Raw genomic sequence first — 14,779 nt, forward strand, 5'->3', positions numbered from 1 at the left:
GCGGAGAAAAGCTAACAGGGCGGGATGTCAGTCCGTGTGGAGCAAGCCCGATGCGCGCCGTCCTCGAACAGTTGGAAAGCCGCCGCGAGGAGGCGAGACTCGGCGGCGGCATCAGACGCATCGAGGCGCAGCACGCCAAGGGCAAGTTGACGGCCAGGGAACGCCTGGAAGTCCTGCTCGACGAGGGCTCCTTCGAGGAGTTCGACATGTATGTCACCCACCGCGCCGTGGATTTCGGCATGGCGGCCCAGAAGGTCGCGGGCGATGGCGTGGTCACCGGCTGGGGCACCATCAACGGCCGCCTCGTCTATGTGTTCAGCCAGGATTTCACCGTGCTCGGCGGCTCGCTGTCCGAGACCCATGCCCAGAAGATTTGCAAGATCATGGACATGGCCCTGCGCAACGGCGCGCCCGTGATCGGCCTCAACGATTCCGGCGGCGCCCGCATCCAGGAAGGCGTCGCCTCGCTGGCCGGCTATGCCGACGTCTTCAAGCGCAATGTCGAGGCCTCCGGCGTGGTGCCGCAGATCTCGGTGATCATGGGTCCCTGCGCCGGCGGCGCCGTCTATTCGCCGGCGATGACCGACTTCATCTTCATGGTGCGCGACACCTCCTACATGTTCGTCACCGGCCCCGACGTGGTCAAGACGGTCACCAACGAGGTCGTCAGCGCCGAGGAACTGGGCGGCGCCCGCACCCACACCCAGAAATCCTCGGTGGCGGATGGTGCCTTCGACAACGATGTCGAAGCGCTCGAAGAAATCCGGCGCCTGTTCGACTTTCTACCGCTCAACAATCGCGACAAGCCGCCGGTGCGGCCCTTCCACGACGATCCGTCGCGGCTGGAGATGCGTCTGGACACCCTGGTGCCCGACAGCTCCACCAAGCCCTATGACATGAAGGAACTGATCCTGGCCGTCGCCGACGAGGGCGACTTCTTCGAAATCGGCGAGGCCTTCGCCCGCAATCTCGTCACCGGTTTCATCCGCATCGAGGGTCAGACCGTCGGCGTGGTCGCCAACCAGCCGCTGGTGCTGGCCGGCTGCCTCGACATCGATTCATCGCGCAAGGGTGCACGCTTCGTGCGCTTCTGCGACGCCTTCTCCATCCCCATCCTGACCCTGGTCGACGTACCCGGCTTCCTGCCGGGCACCGGGCAGGAATATGGCGGGGTGATCAAGCACGGCGCCAAGCTGCTCTTCGCCTATTCGCAGGCCACCGTGCCGATGGTGACGCTGATCACCCGAAAAGCCTATGGCGGCGCCTATGACGTCATGGCCTCCAAGCATATCGGCGCCGACGTCAATTATGCCTGGCCGACTGCCGAGATAGCGGTGATGGGCGCCAAGGGCGCGGCCGAGATCCTGCACCGTGCCGAACTCGGCGATGCCGAGAAGATCGCCGAGCGTGCCCGGGATTACGAGGCCCGCTTCGCCAACCCTTTCATCGCGGCCGAACGCGGCTTCATCGACGAGGTGATCCTGCCGCACACCTCGCGCAAGCGCATCGCCCGCGCCTTCGCGGCGCTGCGCCGCAAGGCGGCCGAGACGCGCTGGCGCAAGCACGACACCATGCCGCTGTGAGGATCGACACCGTGACGAAGCCCACCCTGTTCAAGAAGATCCTCATCGCCAATCGCGGCGAGATCGCCTGCCGGGTCATCCGCACCGCCCGCAAGCTCGGCATCGCCACCGTCGCCGTCTATTCCGACGCCGACCGCGACGCGGTGCATGTGCGCGAGGCCGACGAGGCCGTGCGCATCGGCCCGCCGCCCTCTTCCCAGTCCTATCTCAAGATCGACGCCATCCTCGCCGCTGTCCACGAGGCGGGCGCCGATGCGGTGCATCCAGGCTATGGCTTCCTGTCGGAGAATGCCGCCTTCGCCAAGGCACTCGCCGAGGCGGGCGTCGCCTTCATCGGCCCGCCGCCCAGGGCGATCGAGGCGATGGGCGACAAGATCACCTCCAAGAAGCTGGCGGCCGAAGCCGGCGTGTCGACGGTACCAGGCCATATGGGCCTGATCGAGGATGCGGGCGAAGCCGCCCGTATCGCCGCCGAGATCGGCTATCCCGTGATGATCAAGGCCTCCGCCGGCGGCGGCGGCAAGGGCATGCGCATCGCCTGGAACGACGCCGAGGCCCGCGAGGGCTTCCGTGCCTCGCGCTCGGAGGCCAAGTCCTCCTTCGGCGACGATCGCATCTTCGTCGAGAAATTCGTCACCGAGCCGCGCCATATCGAGATCCAGGTGCTGGGCGACCAGCACGGCAATTTGATCTATCTGGGCGAGCGCGAATGCTCGATCCAGCGCCGCAACCAGAAGGTCATCGAGGAAGCGCCCTCCTCCTTCCTCGACGAGGCGACAAGGCGCGCCATGGGCGAGCAGGCCGTGTCCCTCTCCCGGGCCGTCGGCTACCATTCCGCCGGCACTGTGGAGTTCATCGTCGACAAGGACCGCAATTTCTACTTCCTGGAGATGAACACCCGCCTGCAGGTCGAGCATCCGGTGACGGAGCTGGTCACCGGCCTCGATCTGGTGGAAGCGATGATCCGCGTCGCCGCCGGCGAACGCCTGCCCCTCACCCAGGACGAGGTCCGCCTCACCGGCTGGGCCATGGAAGCGCGCGTCTATGCCGAGGATCCCTACCGCAACTTCCTGCCCTCGATCGGGCGGCTGAGCCGCTATCGTCCGCCGGCCGAGGGGCCGGATGGCGAGGGTGGCCTGGTGCGGTTGGATGCCGGCGTGCAGGAAGGCGGCGAGATCTCGATCCATTACGATCCGATGATCGCCAAGCTATGCACCTATGCGCCGACCCGCCTGGAGGCGATCGACGCCCTCGCCCGCGCCCTCGACCAGTTCGAGCTGGAGGGCATCGGCCACAATCTGCCCTTCCTAGCGGCTCTGGCTGATCACGAGCGTTTCCGCGCCGGAAAGCTGACTACGGCCTTCATCGCCGAGGAATACCAGGGCGGCTTTACCGGTGTGGAGCCTGGAGACACCGACCTGCCGCGCCTGGCGGCCGTGGCCGCGGTGATCAGCCATATCCGCCAGCACCGCGACAGCGCCATCTCCGGCGCCATGGACAATCACCGCCGCGCCATCGGCCGCGACTTCGTCGCCACCCTGGCAGGCCATGCCCTGCCCTTCACCATCGATGCCGTCGACGGCGGCTATCATGTCGTCTTCGCCGACGGCTCGCTGCTCGCCGTCACCAACCGCTGGACGCCCGGCCAGGCCCTCGGCCATTTCAGCGTCGGTGGCGAGGCCATGGCCGTGAAGGTTGGCGTCACCGCCGGCGGACTGCGCCTGCGCTGGCATGGCCGCGACGTCCTGGTGCAGGTGCGCAGCCCCCGCGTTGCCGCGCTCGCCCGCCTGATGCGCGAGAAAATTCCACCCGATACCTCCAAGCTCCTGCTCTGCCCGATGCCCGGCGTGGTCGCCGCCATTACCGTCAGCGAGGGCGAAGCGGTGGAGGCCGGCCAGGCGCTCGCCACCATCGAGGCGATGAAGATGGAGAATGTGCTGCGCGCCGAAAAGGCTGGCACGATCAGCCGCATCGCCGTGGCCGAGGGCGCCAGTCTCGCCGTCGACGAACTCATCCTCGAATTCGAATGAGGTCCGTAATGTCCGTACCTGTCACCGATACGCCCCTCGAAAACTGGCGTGCTTTGGCCAGGAAGGAGGTCAAGGCCGATCCGGACAGCCTGACCTGGCAGACCCCGGAAGGCATCGCGGTCAAGCCGCTTTATACCGAGGCCGATCTCGCCGGCGTCACCCATCTCGGTTCCCTGCCCGGCCAGCAGCCTTTTCTGCGCGGCCCGCGCGCCACCATGTATGCCGGCCGGCCCTGGACCATCCGCCAATATGCCGGCTTCTCCACGGCGGAAGCCTCCAACGCCTTCTACCGCAAGGCGCTCGCCGCCGGACAAAAGGGCCTTTCCGTCGCCTTCGATCTCGCCACCCATCGCGGCTACGATTCCGACCATCCGCGCGTGGAGGGCGATGTCGGCAAGGCCGGCGTCGCCATCGACAGCGTCGAGGACATGAAGATCCTGTTCGACGCCATCCCGCTCGAAGAGATGTCGGTCTCCATGACCATGAACGGGGCAGTGCTACCGGTGCTGGCCTTCTTCATCGTGGCGGGCGAGGAACAAGGCGTATCGCGCGCGAAATTATCGGGCACGATCCAGAACGACATCCTCAAGGAATTCATCACCCGCAACACCTATATCTACCCGCCAGCCGCCTCGATGCGCATCGTCGCCGACATCATCGCCTACACCGCCAGGGAGATGCCGCGCTTCAACTCGATCTCGATCTCCGGCTATCACATGCAGGAGGCGGGGGCGACTTTGGTGCAGGAACTCGCCTTCACGCTGGCGGATGGCCGCGACTATGTGCGGGCGGCGCTGGCCAAGGGGCTCGACGTCGACGCCTTTGCCGGACGGCTCTCCTTCTTCTTCGCTATCGGCATGAACTTCTTCATGGAAGTCGCCAAGCTGCGCGCAGCCCGCCTCCTGTGGTCGCGCATCATGACCGAGTTCGGCCCCAAGGATCCGCAATCGCTGATGCTGCGCACTCATTGCCAGACTTCCGGCGTGTCGCTGGCCGAGCGCGATCCCTACAACAACATCGTGCGCACAGCCTATGAGGCGATGGCGGCGGCCCTCGGCGGCACACAATCGCTGCACACCAACTCCTTCGACGAGGCGATCGCGCTGCCGACGGAATTCTCAGCCCGTATCGCCCGCAATACCCAGTTGATCCTGCAGCACGAGACCGGCGTGACCAAGGTGGTCGATCCCCTGGCCGGTTCCTATTACCTCGAAAGCCTCACCCATGACCTTGCCACCCAGGCCTGGGCGCTGATTGAGGAGGTCGAAGCGATGGGCGGCATGACGGCGGCGGTGGCGGCCGGCCTGCCCAAGCGTTTGATCGAGGAAGCCGCGACGAAGCGGCAGGCGGCGGTGGACCGCGGCGACGAGGTGGTTGTTGGCGTCAACCGCTATCAGCTCGAGGACGAGCCTGCGATCGACAGCCTCGACATCGACAATCATGCCGTGCGCGCGGCGCAGATCCGACGCCTGGCGGATGTCAGGCGCCGGCGCGACCCGCAGGCGGTGGCCAGGGCCCTTGCCGCGCTCACCGAAGTGGCGCGCAGCGGGACAGGCAATCTCCTGGAGGCGGCCGTCCAGGCCGCCCGCCACCGCGCCACGGTGGGCGAGATCTCCGACGCGCTCAGGGTCGAATTCGGGGACCACAGCGCCCGTCCCAAGGTGGTGGCGGACATTTATCGCCCTGCTTTCGGCGAGGGGCCGGAAGTGGAGATTCTCGCCGGCCGCATCGCCGCCTTCACGGCGCAGCGCGGCGCCAAGCCGCGCATCCTCGTGGCCAAGCTCGGTCAGGACGGCCATGACCGCGGCGCCCGGGTCGTCGCCTCGGCCTTCACCGACATGGGTTTCGAGGTGGTCGCCGGCCCGCTGTTCCAGACCCCGGACGAGGCTGTCGACCTAGCCCTCGCCGAAAAGGTTGACGTCGTCGGCGTCTCCTCGCTCGCAGCCGGGCACAAGACACTGCTGCCCCAGTTGATAGAAAAGCTGAAGGCGCGCGGCCGGGCCGATATCGCCGTGGTCTGTGGCGGCGTCATTCCGCGCCAGGACTATGACTTCCTGCGCGAGGCTGGGGTTTCAGCCGTGTTCGGCCCGGGCACACCGGTCCTCGACGCGGCGCGCACCGTGCTCGATCTTCTGGAAGGGCGGTTGAGCAACGAGGCCCGGCGGCAGGGGTGAAGGACACTCACAAGAGCAAGTGAAGGATTGGATGAGAGACAGCGGTTCCCAATATGACACGGCGCTTGTGTCCCCTCGCCCCGCTTGTGGGGAGAGGATAGAGGTGAGGGGCTGTGCAAAGCTCTGTTTGTTACCGCTGCGCTGCCCCTCATCCTTACCTTCTCCCCGTGAGAACGGGGAGAAGGAGCGGCTGGTGTCGCGCCTACCCCTTCACCCGCGCTTCGGCGGCCACGATGGTGTTGTGCAGCAGGCAGGCCACCGTCATCTTGCCGACGCCGCCGGGAACCGGGGTGATGTAGGAAGCCTTGCCCATGGCTTCCTTGGTGGCGACGTCGCCGACGATGCGGCCCTTGCCATCCTCGGTGGGCACGCGGTTGATGCCGACATCGATGACCACGGCGCCATCCTTGATCCAGTCGCCCTTGACCATCTCGGGCCGGCCGACGGCGGCGACCAAGATGTCCGCCTCACGGCAGACGGCGGGCAGGTCCTTGGTGCGCGAATGGGCGATGGTGACGGTGCAGTCATAGGCGAGCAACAACTGCGCCATCGGCTTGCCGACGATGTTGGAGCGGCCGACGACCACCGCCTTCTTGCCGGAAAGCCCTTCCTTGCCCACGGTGTCGAGCAGCATCAGCAGCGAACCGAGCGGGGTGCAGGGGATCAGCATCGCTTCCGGGTCGATTTTGGACGCGGTGAACAGCTTGCCGACATTCATCGGGTGGAAGCCGTCGACATCCTTGGCCGGATGGATGGCATCGATCATCATCTGGCCATCGAGATGGTCGGGCAGCGGCAACTGCACCAGGATGCCGTCGACGCCCGCATCGGCATTGAGGCCCGCGATCACGCCGAGCAGCTCTTCCTTGGAGACGGTTTCGGGTAATTCGATCAGCCGGCCGTCGATCGCCGTCTCATGCGCCATCTTGGCCTTGGTGTTCACATAGGCCCGGCTTGCCGGATTGTTGCCGACGATCACCACGTCGAGGCGCGGCTTGCGGCCATGGGCGGCGGCAAAGGCCTCCGCGCGAACCTTGGTGCGGGCGCGGACATTGGCCGCATGGACGTTGCCGTCGATCAATTCGGTCATGGCGAGCTTTCGATGGTTTACGGACAGTGGAATTTCTTTCTTCAGAATAAATTATAGCGCAGCGGCGCCTTCTGCAACAAGCCCATCTCGTCCTGTTCTGTCTTGTTTTTCCCTCAGATGAACGGGCGATTTGGAAAGGCAGGATGCGGAAGAGACGTCCGCGCTCTCAGCCGTGGCGGTTCATGCTCGAACCCAACCAATGTCGCGTTGGAAGCGGCGCGGCTGAGAGCGCGGACATCTCTTCCGCAACTTGGAACCGCAACATCTACTGGAGAGGTAGACGCTCGCGCGCCTGGAACCGTTGACAGGGCCCGCTTTTGCCTTCCGAGTAGCGTCCTGACAAGGTCGACCAATGCCCCTGCGATTCGCAGGCCTCTGCATCGGTCTGCCAGCTTGAGGAGACAGGCCATGGCGGATGGCAGCACGCGCCAATTTACAATCCCGCGCGAAAAGGATCTCCAGCTCAGGACCATCCGAAACACCGGCGGCCTCAGCGTCTCCTTCCTGGAGAACGGCACGGTCTTCGCCATCGAGCATGACGACGGCAAGGACCGGGTCACGCTCAACCAGGTGCTGGGATCGCCTATCCATGGCGGCATCAGCCGGCTTTATCTGCGCGCCGGCGGCGCAAGCCCCATCGTGCAGGAGCTGGTTGGCCCCGGTGCCAAGGGCCGATTCGCGGCTGGTGGTTCCAGCGCGGTCTGGCAGGGCGAAGCCGGCAGCATCGCCTATCGTGTGAGGCTTGCCCTCCATCCCGGCGAGGCGCTCTGGTTCTGGCAAATCGAGCTGTCGGGCGCAGGTGCAGCGCAGCCCTGCGATCTCGTCCTTATCCAGGATGTCGGCCTGGGCAGCCGCGGCTTCCTGATGAACAGCGAAGCCTATGTCTCGCAATATCTCGATCACCATGTCGAAAAGCACGAGGCTCTCGGCCCGGTGCTGATGAGCCGGCAGAACCTGTCACAAGGCGGCAAGTTCCCCTGGCTGGCGCAAGGCTGCACCAGCGGTGCGGTGGCCTTTGCCACCGACGCGATCCAGGTCCTCGGCCCGGATTATCGCATCACCGGCGTGTTCGACGCGGCTTTCGGCACCGACCTGCCCTCGCAGCGCCGCCAGCACGAGGTCGGCTGCATCGCCCTGCAATCCCGGCCCGTCAGCATCGGGCAAGGCTCGAAAGCTGACATTACCTTCTTCGGATTGTTTACGCCAAACCACCCTGCCGCTTCCGGTCCAGCCGATCTACCGGCGGCCGTCGCCGCTGCCGGCCGGGCCAGCGAAACCGGCACGGACGCGCCGTCTCCGACCGATCCGGCACGCAGCCTGGTGCAGGATGCCGCCCCGCTGCCGGTGCTCCCGCTTGAAGCCGGAGACCTCGCGGCACGCTACCCCGAGCGCCTGGCGGAGGAAGTGCAGAACGGCGCCCTGCTATCCTTCTTCGTGCCGGATGGCGGGCAGAACCGGCATGTCGTGCTCGCAGCCAAGGAAGCACAGGTGCCACGACGCCACGGCGCCCTGCTACGCAGCGGCACCAGCATGCGGCTCGATGATGCGACCCTGTGCTCCACCGCCTGGATGCATGGCGTGTTCGGAGCGCAGCTCACCATCGGCAACACCTCCTTTCACAAGCTGTTCTCGGTCTCGCGCGATCCCTACAACATCACGCGCGGCAGCGGCCTGCGCATCCTGGTGGACGCCGGCGACGGCTGGAAGCTGCTGGGCGTGCCGAGCGCCTTCGACATCGGGCTCAGCGATGCCCGATGGATCTATCGCCTGCCCGGACGCACAGTGACCGTGCATGCCGTTGCCGCCGGCGACGCGCCGGCCATGCAATGGCGCGTCACCGTCGAGGGGGCTCCCTGCCGTTTCCTGGTGTTCGGCCATGTTGTGATGGGCGAGCGCGATTATGAACAGACCGGCACCATCACCATCGATGCCGCCGCCAAGCGCATCAGCCTCACGCCGGGCTCGGACTGGCTGTGGGGGCAGACCTACAAGGAAGCGGCCTATCACCTGGTCACCTCGACTCCTTCCGCCGTCGAGACCGTGGGCGGTGACGAGCTCCTCTATGTCGACGGCAAGGCGCGCGACGGCGCCTATGTCGCCCTGCGCTCGCATGCCACCAACGAACTCGTCTTCGCCGTCACCGGCTCGATGACATCGGCCGCCGAGGGCGAGAAGTTGGCCGACCGCTTTGCCGCCGGTCCGGATGCCGAGAGCCTGCTCGTCCCGGCACGACGGTTCTGGAGCCTTCTCACCCGCGACCTGCGCCTGGAGGGCACCGGCCCGGATGTCGAGGCGCAGGATCTGATGCTGCCCTGGCTCGCCCATGACGCCATGATGCACCTCACCGTGCCGCATGGCCTGGAACAATATACCGGCGCCGCCTGGGGCACCCGCGACGTCTGCCAGGGGCCGATCGAGCTGATGCTGGCCCTCGAGCACGATGCCGAGGTGCGCCACATCCTCCTCACTTTGTTCGGCGAGCAGTCGCAGTCGCGGGGGGACTGGCCGCAATGGTTCATGCTCGATCCCTACCCCTATATAAGGGCGGGCGACAGCCATGGTGACGTCATCGTCTGGCCGCTGAAAGCGTTGTGCGATTATGTGGAAGCCACCGGCGACCTCACCGTGCTCGACGCCGAGACGCCCTGGCGCGACGACAAGAACGCGGCGACCCCAACACGGTCGACGCTCTCGAGCCATGTCGACAAGCTCCTCGAAACCGTCACGGCCAGCTTCATCCCCGGCACGCATCTGGTGCGCTATGGCGAAGGCGACTGGAACGATTCGCTCCAGCCCGCCGATCCGCATCTGCGCGACTGGATGGTGTCGAGCTGGACGGTGGCGCTGCTCTACGAACAGGTCGTGCGCTATTCTTCCATCCTCAAGCGTCGGGGCGAGACGGCCCGCAGTGCCGAACTTTCCGATCTCGCCGCCCGGATGCGCGGCGATTTCAACCAGCATCTGATCCGCGACGGCGTGGTGGCCGGCTATGGCCTGTTCGATCACGCCATCTTCGGCGAGGCGGAAGCAGCGCCCGGTGAGACCGATATTGCGCCGGTCGACGCCAAATCGGGCGGCGTCGAGCTCTTGCTGCATCCCAGCGACACCAGGACGGGCCTGTCCTATTCGTTGATCTCGATGACGCAGCCCATCATCGGCGGCCTGTTCACGCAGACCCAAGCCCGCCACCACCTCAAGCTGATCGAGGAGCATCTGTTACTACCGGACGGTGCCCATCTGATGGATCGGCCCGTCGTCTACAATGGCGGCCCGGAAAAGCTGTTCCGCCGCGCCGAATCGTCGTCCTTCTTCGGGCGAGAGATCGGCCTGATGTATGTGCATGCCCATCTGCGTTATTGCGAGGCTTTGGCAAAGCTCGGCGAGGCGCAGAAGGCCTGGGAAGGCCTTGCCCTGATCAATCCGATCGCCGTGACGCAGCATTTGCCCAATGCCTCGCTGCGCCAGCGCAACACCTATTTCTCTTCTTCCGACGCCGCCTTCCCCGATCGCTACGTCGCTAGTGCCGAATGGGGTCGCGTGCGAACAGGAACGATCGACGTCGATGGTGGCTGGCGCATCTATTCGAGCGGCCCCGGGCTATTCACCCGCGCCATCGTCGAGCAGGTGCTCGGCAAGCGCCGGCATTTCGGGGTGAGGGAAGAAAACCCACCGATGGTGGCAGGACTTGAGGGCAGCCGGTCGAACCTGGCGTAGAAGGTTCTTCCTGGGTGCACGCGCCACGTGTCCAAGAGCGGACGAGACGTCCGTACACCCGGAAGAACCCCTACTCTTCCTTCTTGCCCTGGCGCTTCTTGGTGCGGCGGCGCTGCTTGCGCAGCTCCGTGCTCTCGTGCATGCCGAAGGTGGAGGCAGGCTTTTTCTTGCGCAAGGCCGCTCTCTTCTCGGCTCGCGCCTTGTCCGACAGCAGCGCCTTCACCTGTTTGAGCTGCGCCTCGGTGAAGAAGACCTCGCGGCCCATGGCCGTGAAGAAGCCGTGCTGGCGTGCAACATTGGCCAGAGTCTTGGCTTCCACGCCCAGAAGGTGAGCAGCCTGAGCGAGCGATATCGGGGAGTTGGGTTGCGAAGGTTCGGTCACGATGGGTTCCGGCATGAATGCGTTGTGTTCAATAATGCGGCGGCGGCGGTTCGGGCAAACCGGCGAGATCGGCGCGTTGCTCGCTGATCTCGACGCGGTCCGAGAGCTGGGTGAGCAGACGGTTCAGCGCCTCGATCTGTTTCCATTGCGCGATAACAGCCTGGTTTAGATCCTCGATGGTCTCGTCCTGGAAGGCCACGCGCGTCTCCAGCGCGTCGACGCGGGCGCTGAGCGTTTCGATCTCGGTCATGGCAATTCCCGCTTTCGTCAATTCTCGCTTCGTCGTGCCGGACAGTACCGGCCTCATCCAACCTCTTGGCAAGATATTTGCGCTAGAACCAGCCCATGTTTCGGGGATTCGGCATATTTCGCGCGTCGGCATGGGTCAGCCTGACCAAATTCGCGATCGTTTTCATCGTCGCGATGAATCTGGCGCGTCTCGACCGCCTGACGGGCCTGGCCGCCGGCCTGGCCCTTGCCGCCCTCGTGCTGATCTGGTTGTTGACATGGTTCGGCTTTTTGCCCGTCGGCGGCGACAGCCCCGAATGGCGCCGCCTGATCCGCCGCCACGGCCCGGCTCTGACCAAGCGTTATCGCCAGCTCGTGCGCGTCAATGCCTATGGCGCCGAGGAGTTCGACAAATGGCGGGATGAATTGGTGCGCTTTCGCGCCTCCACCAAGCTCTCTCTCGACGAGAAGGAAATCGCCCGCTTCGACGCCCTTGCCACCCGCATGGTGGGCAAATGGGCGGCGGTGGAACCCGACGCCCGCATTCCCGACGCCATGGAAGAGATCTCGCCACAGGATTACGAGCATCTTTGCGCCGATCTCCTGCGCAAGGCGGGCTGGGAGGCCGAAGTGACAGGGCAGTCCGGCGATCAGGGCATCGATATCCTGGCGCAGCGCGACGGCACCACCGTCGCCCTGCAATGCAAGCTCTATTTCGGCAACCCCGTGGGCAACAAGGCCGTGCAGGAAGCCCATGCCGCCGCCGGCTTCACCGACGCCGACTATGCCGTGGTGGTCTCCAACCGGGATTTCACCAACTCGGCCGAACAACTCGCACGCAAGCTTGGCGTGCTTCTCGTCCATCACAGTGAATTGCCGGATCTCGAGGCCATGCTGCAGCCGGCGCGATGAGGCTTCTTTACCGTCAATCCGGATAGGACACCTCGAACTCGATCTGGCCGTAGTCCTGGAAGGTCCAGTGCCTTGCGGCCTGACCGGGCCAGAGCAAGGTCACGGCCCCAGCGGCCGGGCGATAGCAGGCCGTGTAGACCGTGCCGAAGCCCAGCGCGTAACTCGTCGTCAGCAAGGGCGGCGTCAAGAAGGCCGCAGACAATCCTTCACCGTCGAGCGCTGGGTTCGCCAGGATCTGCTCGAGGGCTGCCGCCCGCTCCAGGGTGCGCGAGAGGCGGCCATGCCTCGGCCATTCCACGCCGAGCTGGTGATTGGTGGTGAAGGCCTTGCCAGAGACGATCGCCGGCCGGTCGGGCGAGAGATAGACCGTCTCCCAACGGCCCTGGCGATCGAGCACCGTGACATTGTAGGCCATGTGGCAGGGAACCGAGCGCAGCGCCTCCACCGCCTGATGCGTGTCGGAGCAGACCTCCAGGAGATAGCGCACGATCATCGGCGCGCCAAAGCCCCTGCCGGCCACGGCCCGGCCTCCGAAGGTGAGCGAGACGACCAGGCCGGCATCGTTCATGCCGTCGGCGAGGCCGGATAGACCGTCCACCATGCCGATGACGTCCCGGCTGCGCCAGCGCGAGCGGAGCAGCGTGCCCTCGTTCAGCTCCGGTGCCAGATCGTAATTGCGCACCAGGATGGGACCGTGATCATCGACCAATACGGCCTGGCTGCAATGGACGAGATAACGCGGCGGGGTCCAGAAACTCAGGAAGCGGGCGACATCCTCGTCCGACGACACCGCCGCCACCAGCCCGGACCACAGCCCCTCCATCTCCGGCATGAAGCGCCGCACGGCGCGCGTCGCATCGGTGAGGCTGGGCGCCTGCGCGCCGCCCCGTTCCAGAAACCATTGTCGCCAGCCCGGCCAGCCGGCCTGGAACACCGCGTTCCAAGCCGGGCCAGGCCCCTGTTCCCGCAAGCTGCGGAACCCTACGTTCATTTCTTTCCACTCATGCCTTTCGGGCGCGTTCGGTCAGATCCACTTCCGCTAGATCCATTTGGCCGACGGCATGTCCACCGGCGGCACGATGGCGGTCATCGCGGACAGGGGCACCGACTCGAACTGCGCCTTGATGCCGGCGTTCCATTTCTTGGCACGCGCCAGCAGTTCCCGGGCGTCTGATTGCATCCGGCCTCGCGCCAGCAGACAGCCCATATCGGCGCCATGGTAGCAATATTCTCCCACGCCGTACACGCGCATGTAAAAGGCCTCGTTCTCGTCGCCGACGCTGGTCAGGTCGAGGGCGGAGCGCTGATAGGCGATCTCGCCGCGATCATTCATGCGCCAGATGCCCGACTGCGGCACCCGCGTGATCATTTCCACCTTATCCTCGGTCTGCTTGAGGATGAGCTGGGTCCAGTGGTCATATTCCTTCCAGCGGCTCTGCACAGCCTCGACGTCGAGGTCGTAATCGACTTCGAGGAATTCGAGCAGGTGGAACAGGAAGAGCGGGCAGCCGCCATAGATGGTGGTGATCAGATTGGTCGGCGGCGAAGCGCCGGAGACGCGCGGATTGAGTTCGCCCAGATAGACCTCGTGCGTATCGGTATCGAGCAGGAAGTCGCAGCAGAACACGCCGCGATAGCCCTCCTCATAGAGCCGGTCGCCAAGCTTGCGTGCCATCTCGCGCACCCGATCGGGCGCATCGCCTGGCAGAATGGTCGGCGAGACGTCATTGCCGCACCAGCCGCCCTTATAGGGCGTGATCTCGGCAAAGCCGGTAATGTCGGTCATCACCGGGCCGACCAGCGTGCCGTGGCGGGTGCAGCAGCCTTCGATGGTGCCGGGGAGGTGATTGATGCGCTTCATCACCTTCAAGTCCTGGCCGATGATCTTGGCGGCGTATTTATCCCAGTCGGCCTGGCTCTTGACGAAGAAGGTGGTGCGCCCGCTGTCGCCATAGGGCGTCTGCACCACGAGGTCGCTGCCGAGACCCGCTGCAGCGGCCAGCACGCCGAGTTCTTCGTAGCTGCTGGCCAAGCCCATGGTGTTGGGGGCGCTGGCGACGCCCGCCTCATTGCCGAGCCGCGTCGTCTCGATCTTGGAATCGAGCCTCGTGCGCAAGGCGGCCTTCGGCAGGGCAACATCGACACCGGCTTCGGCGCAGAGTTCCTCGGTCTCCTCGTCGAACATCACGAAGATCGCCTTGCCACGCGGCTTCTTGCGGATACGAGCCCTGAAGGCAGGGTGCGCCACCAGATAGTTGGCAACGTCCTCCATCGACTTGAACTCGACCGGCCCGGTGCGCGGCGGCACGAAGACACGCGGGTGCCTGCCGTCGAAAATGTCGAAATAATTGATGAACTCCAGGCCACCCACCCACTCATCGAGCCCGAGCAGGTTGAAGGGCGTCGGCGTGACGACATAGATCGGCGTCTCGTTCATGCGCAGGAAACGATAGATATCGCTCAGGCTGCGCAGCTTCTCACGTCCGCTCATGATGGGGATCCCTTTCTCTGCAGGGTTTGCCGTTGTTGGAGGGCTTGTACGGCCAAAGAGGCGAAGCGCGGGGCTCGAAGAGCGCACCGTCGTCCCGTGGGGTATCGGCGAGGGAAAACCAGCGAGGTGAAAACTAGGCGCTTGGCCCAGCCACCCTTGTCGCACTCCAAAAGTG

10 protein-coding genes are annotated in these 14,779 nt (G+C 65.2%); 5 read left to right on the plus strand and 5 right to left on the minus strand.

What is annotated here, in order from left to right; translation table 11 throughout:
- Positions 1-50 precede the first annotated feature (50 nt).
- The 3 genes from ACN6KF_RS21575 to scpA are packed head-to-tail and all read left to right on the plus strand — an operon-like array spanning position 51 to position 5,787.
- Positions 51-1,583 (plus strand): acyl-CoA carboxylase subunit beta, encoded by a 1,533-nt coding sequence (locus ACN6KF_RS21575; protein WP_434958820.1) that lies wholly within the window; start codon positions 51-53, stop codon positions 1,581-1,583.
- Positions 1,584-1,609: 26 nt separating this feature from the next.
- Positions 1,610-3,613 carry an acetyl-CoA carboxylase biotin carboxylase subunit gene (locus tag ACN6KF_RS21580; RefSeq protein ID WP_434959734.1) on the plus strand — a complete coding sequence of 668 codons (2,004 nt, stop codon included), beginning with the start codon at positions 1,610-1,612 and terminating at the stop codon, positions 3,611-3,613.
- An 8-nt stretch (positions 3,614-3,621) separates the two neighbouring features.
- Positions 3,622-5,787: a methylmalonyl-CoA mutase gene (scpA, locus tag ACN6KF_RS21585; RefSeq protein ID WP_434958821.1), complete on the plus strand. Its 2,166-nt coding sequence runs from the start codon at positions 3,622-3,624 to the stop codon at positions 5,785-5,787.
- 202 nt (positions 5,788-5,989) lie between these two features.
- Here the strand turns inward: scpA and ACN6KF_RS21590 are convergent, their stop codons facing one another.
- Complete coding sequence (locus ACN6KF_RS21590) at positions 5,990-6,877, minus strand: bifunctional 5,10-methylenetetrahydrofolate dehydrogenase/5,10-methenyltetrahydrofolate cyclohydrolase (protein WP_434958822.1); 888 nt, start codon at positions 6,875-6,877, stop codon at positions 5,990-5,992.
- A gap of 408 nt (positions 6,878-7,285) precedes the next feature.
- Between ACN6KF_RS21590 and ACN6KF_RS21595 the strand changes: the two genes are divergently transcribed.
- Positions 7,286-10,591, plus strand: a complete 3,306-nt coding sequence (locus ACN6KF_RS21595; protein ID WP_434958823.1) for a GH36-type glycosyl hydrolase domain-containing protein — start codon at positions 7,286-7,288, stop codon at positions 10,589-10,591.
- Positions 10,592-10,661: 70 nt separating this feature from the next.
- On the opposite strand, the gene ACN6KF_RS21600 is transcribed toward ACN6KF_RS21595, so the two are convergent.
- Complete coding sequence (locus tag ACN6KF_RS21600) at positions 10,662-10,973, minus strand: hypothetical protein (protein WP_434958824.1); 312 nt, start codon at positions 10,971-10,973, stop codon at positions 10,662-10,664.
- Positions 10,974-11,001: 28 nt separating this feature from the next.
- On the minus strand, positions 11,002-11,223 hold the full coding sequence (locus ACN6KF_RS21605; protein WP_322434554.1) for a SlyX family protein: 222 nt from the start codon (positions 11,221-11,223) through the stop codon (positions 11,002-11,004).
- A gap of 95 nt (positions 11,224-11,318) precedes the next feature.
- Between ACN6KF_RS21605 and ACN6KF_RS21610 the strand changes: the two genes are divergently transcribed.
- Positions 11,319-12,113: a restriction endonuclease gene (locus ACN6KF_RS21610; protein ID WP_434958825.1), complete on the plus strand. Its 795-nt coding sequence runs from the start codon at positions 11,319-11,321 to the stop codon at positions 12,111-12,113.
- A gap of 13 nt (positions 12,114-12,126) precedes the next feature.
- Here the strand turns inward: ACN6KF_RS21610 and ACN6KF_RS21615 are convergent, their stop codons facing one another.
- The gene (locus tag ACN6KF_RS21615; RefSeq protein ID WP_434958826.1) at positions 12,127-13,104 is read right to left on the minus strand and encodes a C45 family autoproteolytic acyltransferase/hydrolase; all 978 of its coding nucleotides are present in this window, start codon (positions 13,102-13,104) and stop codon (positions 12,127-12,129) included.
- Positions 13,105-13,152: 48 nt separating this feature from the next.
- Entirely contained in the window at positions 13,153-14,604 is a 1,452-nt protein-coding gene (locus ACN6KF_RS21620; RefSeq protein WP_434958827.1) for a biotin carboxylase, read from the minus strand.
- Between the last annotated feature and the right edge of the window lie 175 nt (positions 14,605-14,779).

This window comes from Labrys methylaminiphilus subsp. lupini, assembly GCF_051161885.1.
Classification (GTDB): domain Bacteria; phylum Pseudomonadota; class Alphaproteobacteria; order Rhizobiales; family Labraceae; genus Labrys.

Coding starts and splice junctions, on each gene's coding strand:
- ACN6KF_RS21575 (WP_434958820.1), top strand. CDS start 51: ATGCGCGCCGTCCTCGAACAGTTGGAAAGCCGCCGCGAGGAGGCGAGA.
- scpA (WP_434958821.1), top strand. CDS start 3,622: ATGTCCGTACCTGTCACCGATACGCCCCTCGAAAACTGGCGTGCTTTG.
- ACN6KF_RS21590 (WP_434958822.1), bottom strand. CDS start 6,877: ATGACCGAATTGATCGACGGCAACGTCCATGCGGCCAATGTCCGCGCC.
- ACN6KF_RS21595 (WP_434958823.1), top strand. CDS start 7,286: ATGGCGGATGGCAGCACGCGCCAATTTACAATCCCGCGCGAAAAGGAT.
- ACN6KF_RS21605 (WP_322434554.1), bottom strand. CDS start 11,223: ATGACCGAGATCGAAACGCTCAGCGCCCGCGTCGACGCGCTGGAGACG.
- ACN6KF_RS21610 (WP_434958825.1), top strand. CDS start 11,319: ATGTTTCGGGGATTCGGCATATTTCGCGCGTCGGCATGGGTCAGCCTG.
- ACN6KF_RS21615 (WP_434958826.1), bottom strand. CDS start 13,104: ATGAACGTAGGGTTCCGCAGCTTGCGGGAACAGGGGCCTGGCCCGGCT.
- ACN6KF_RS21620 (WP_434958827.1), bottom strand. CDS start 14,604: ATGAGCGGACGTGAGAAGCTGCGCAGCCTGAGCGATATCTATCGTTTC.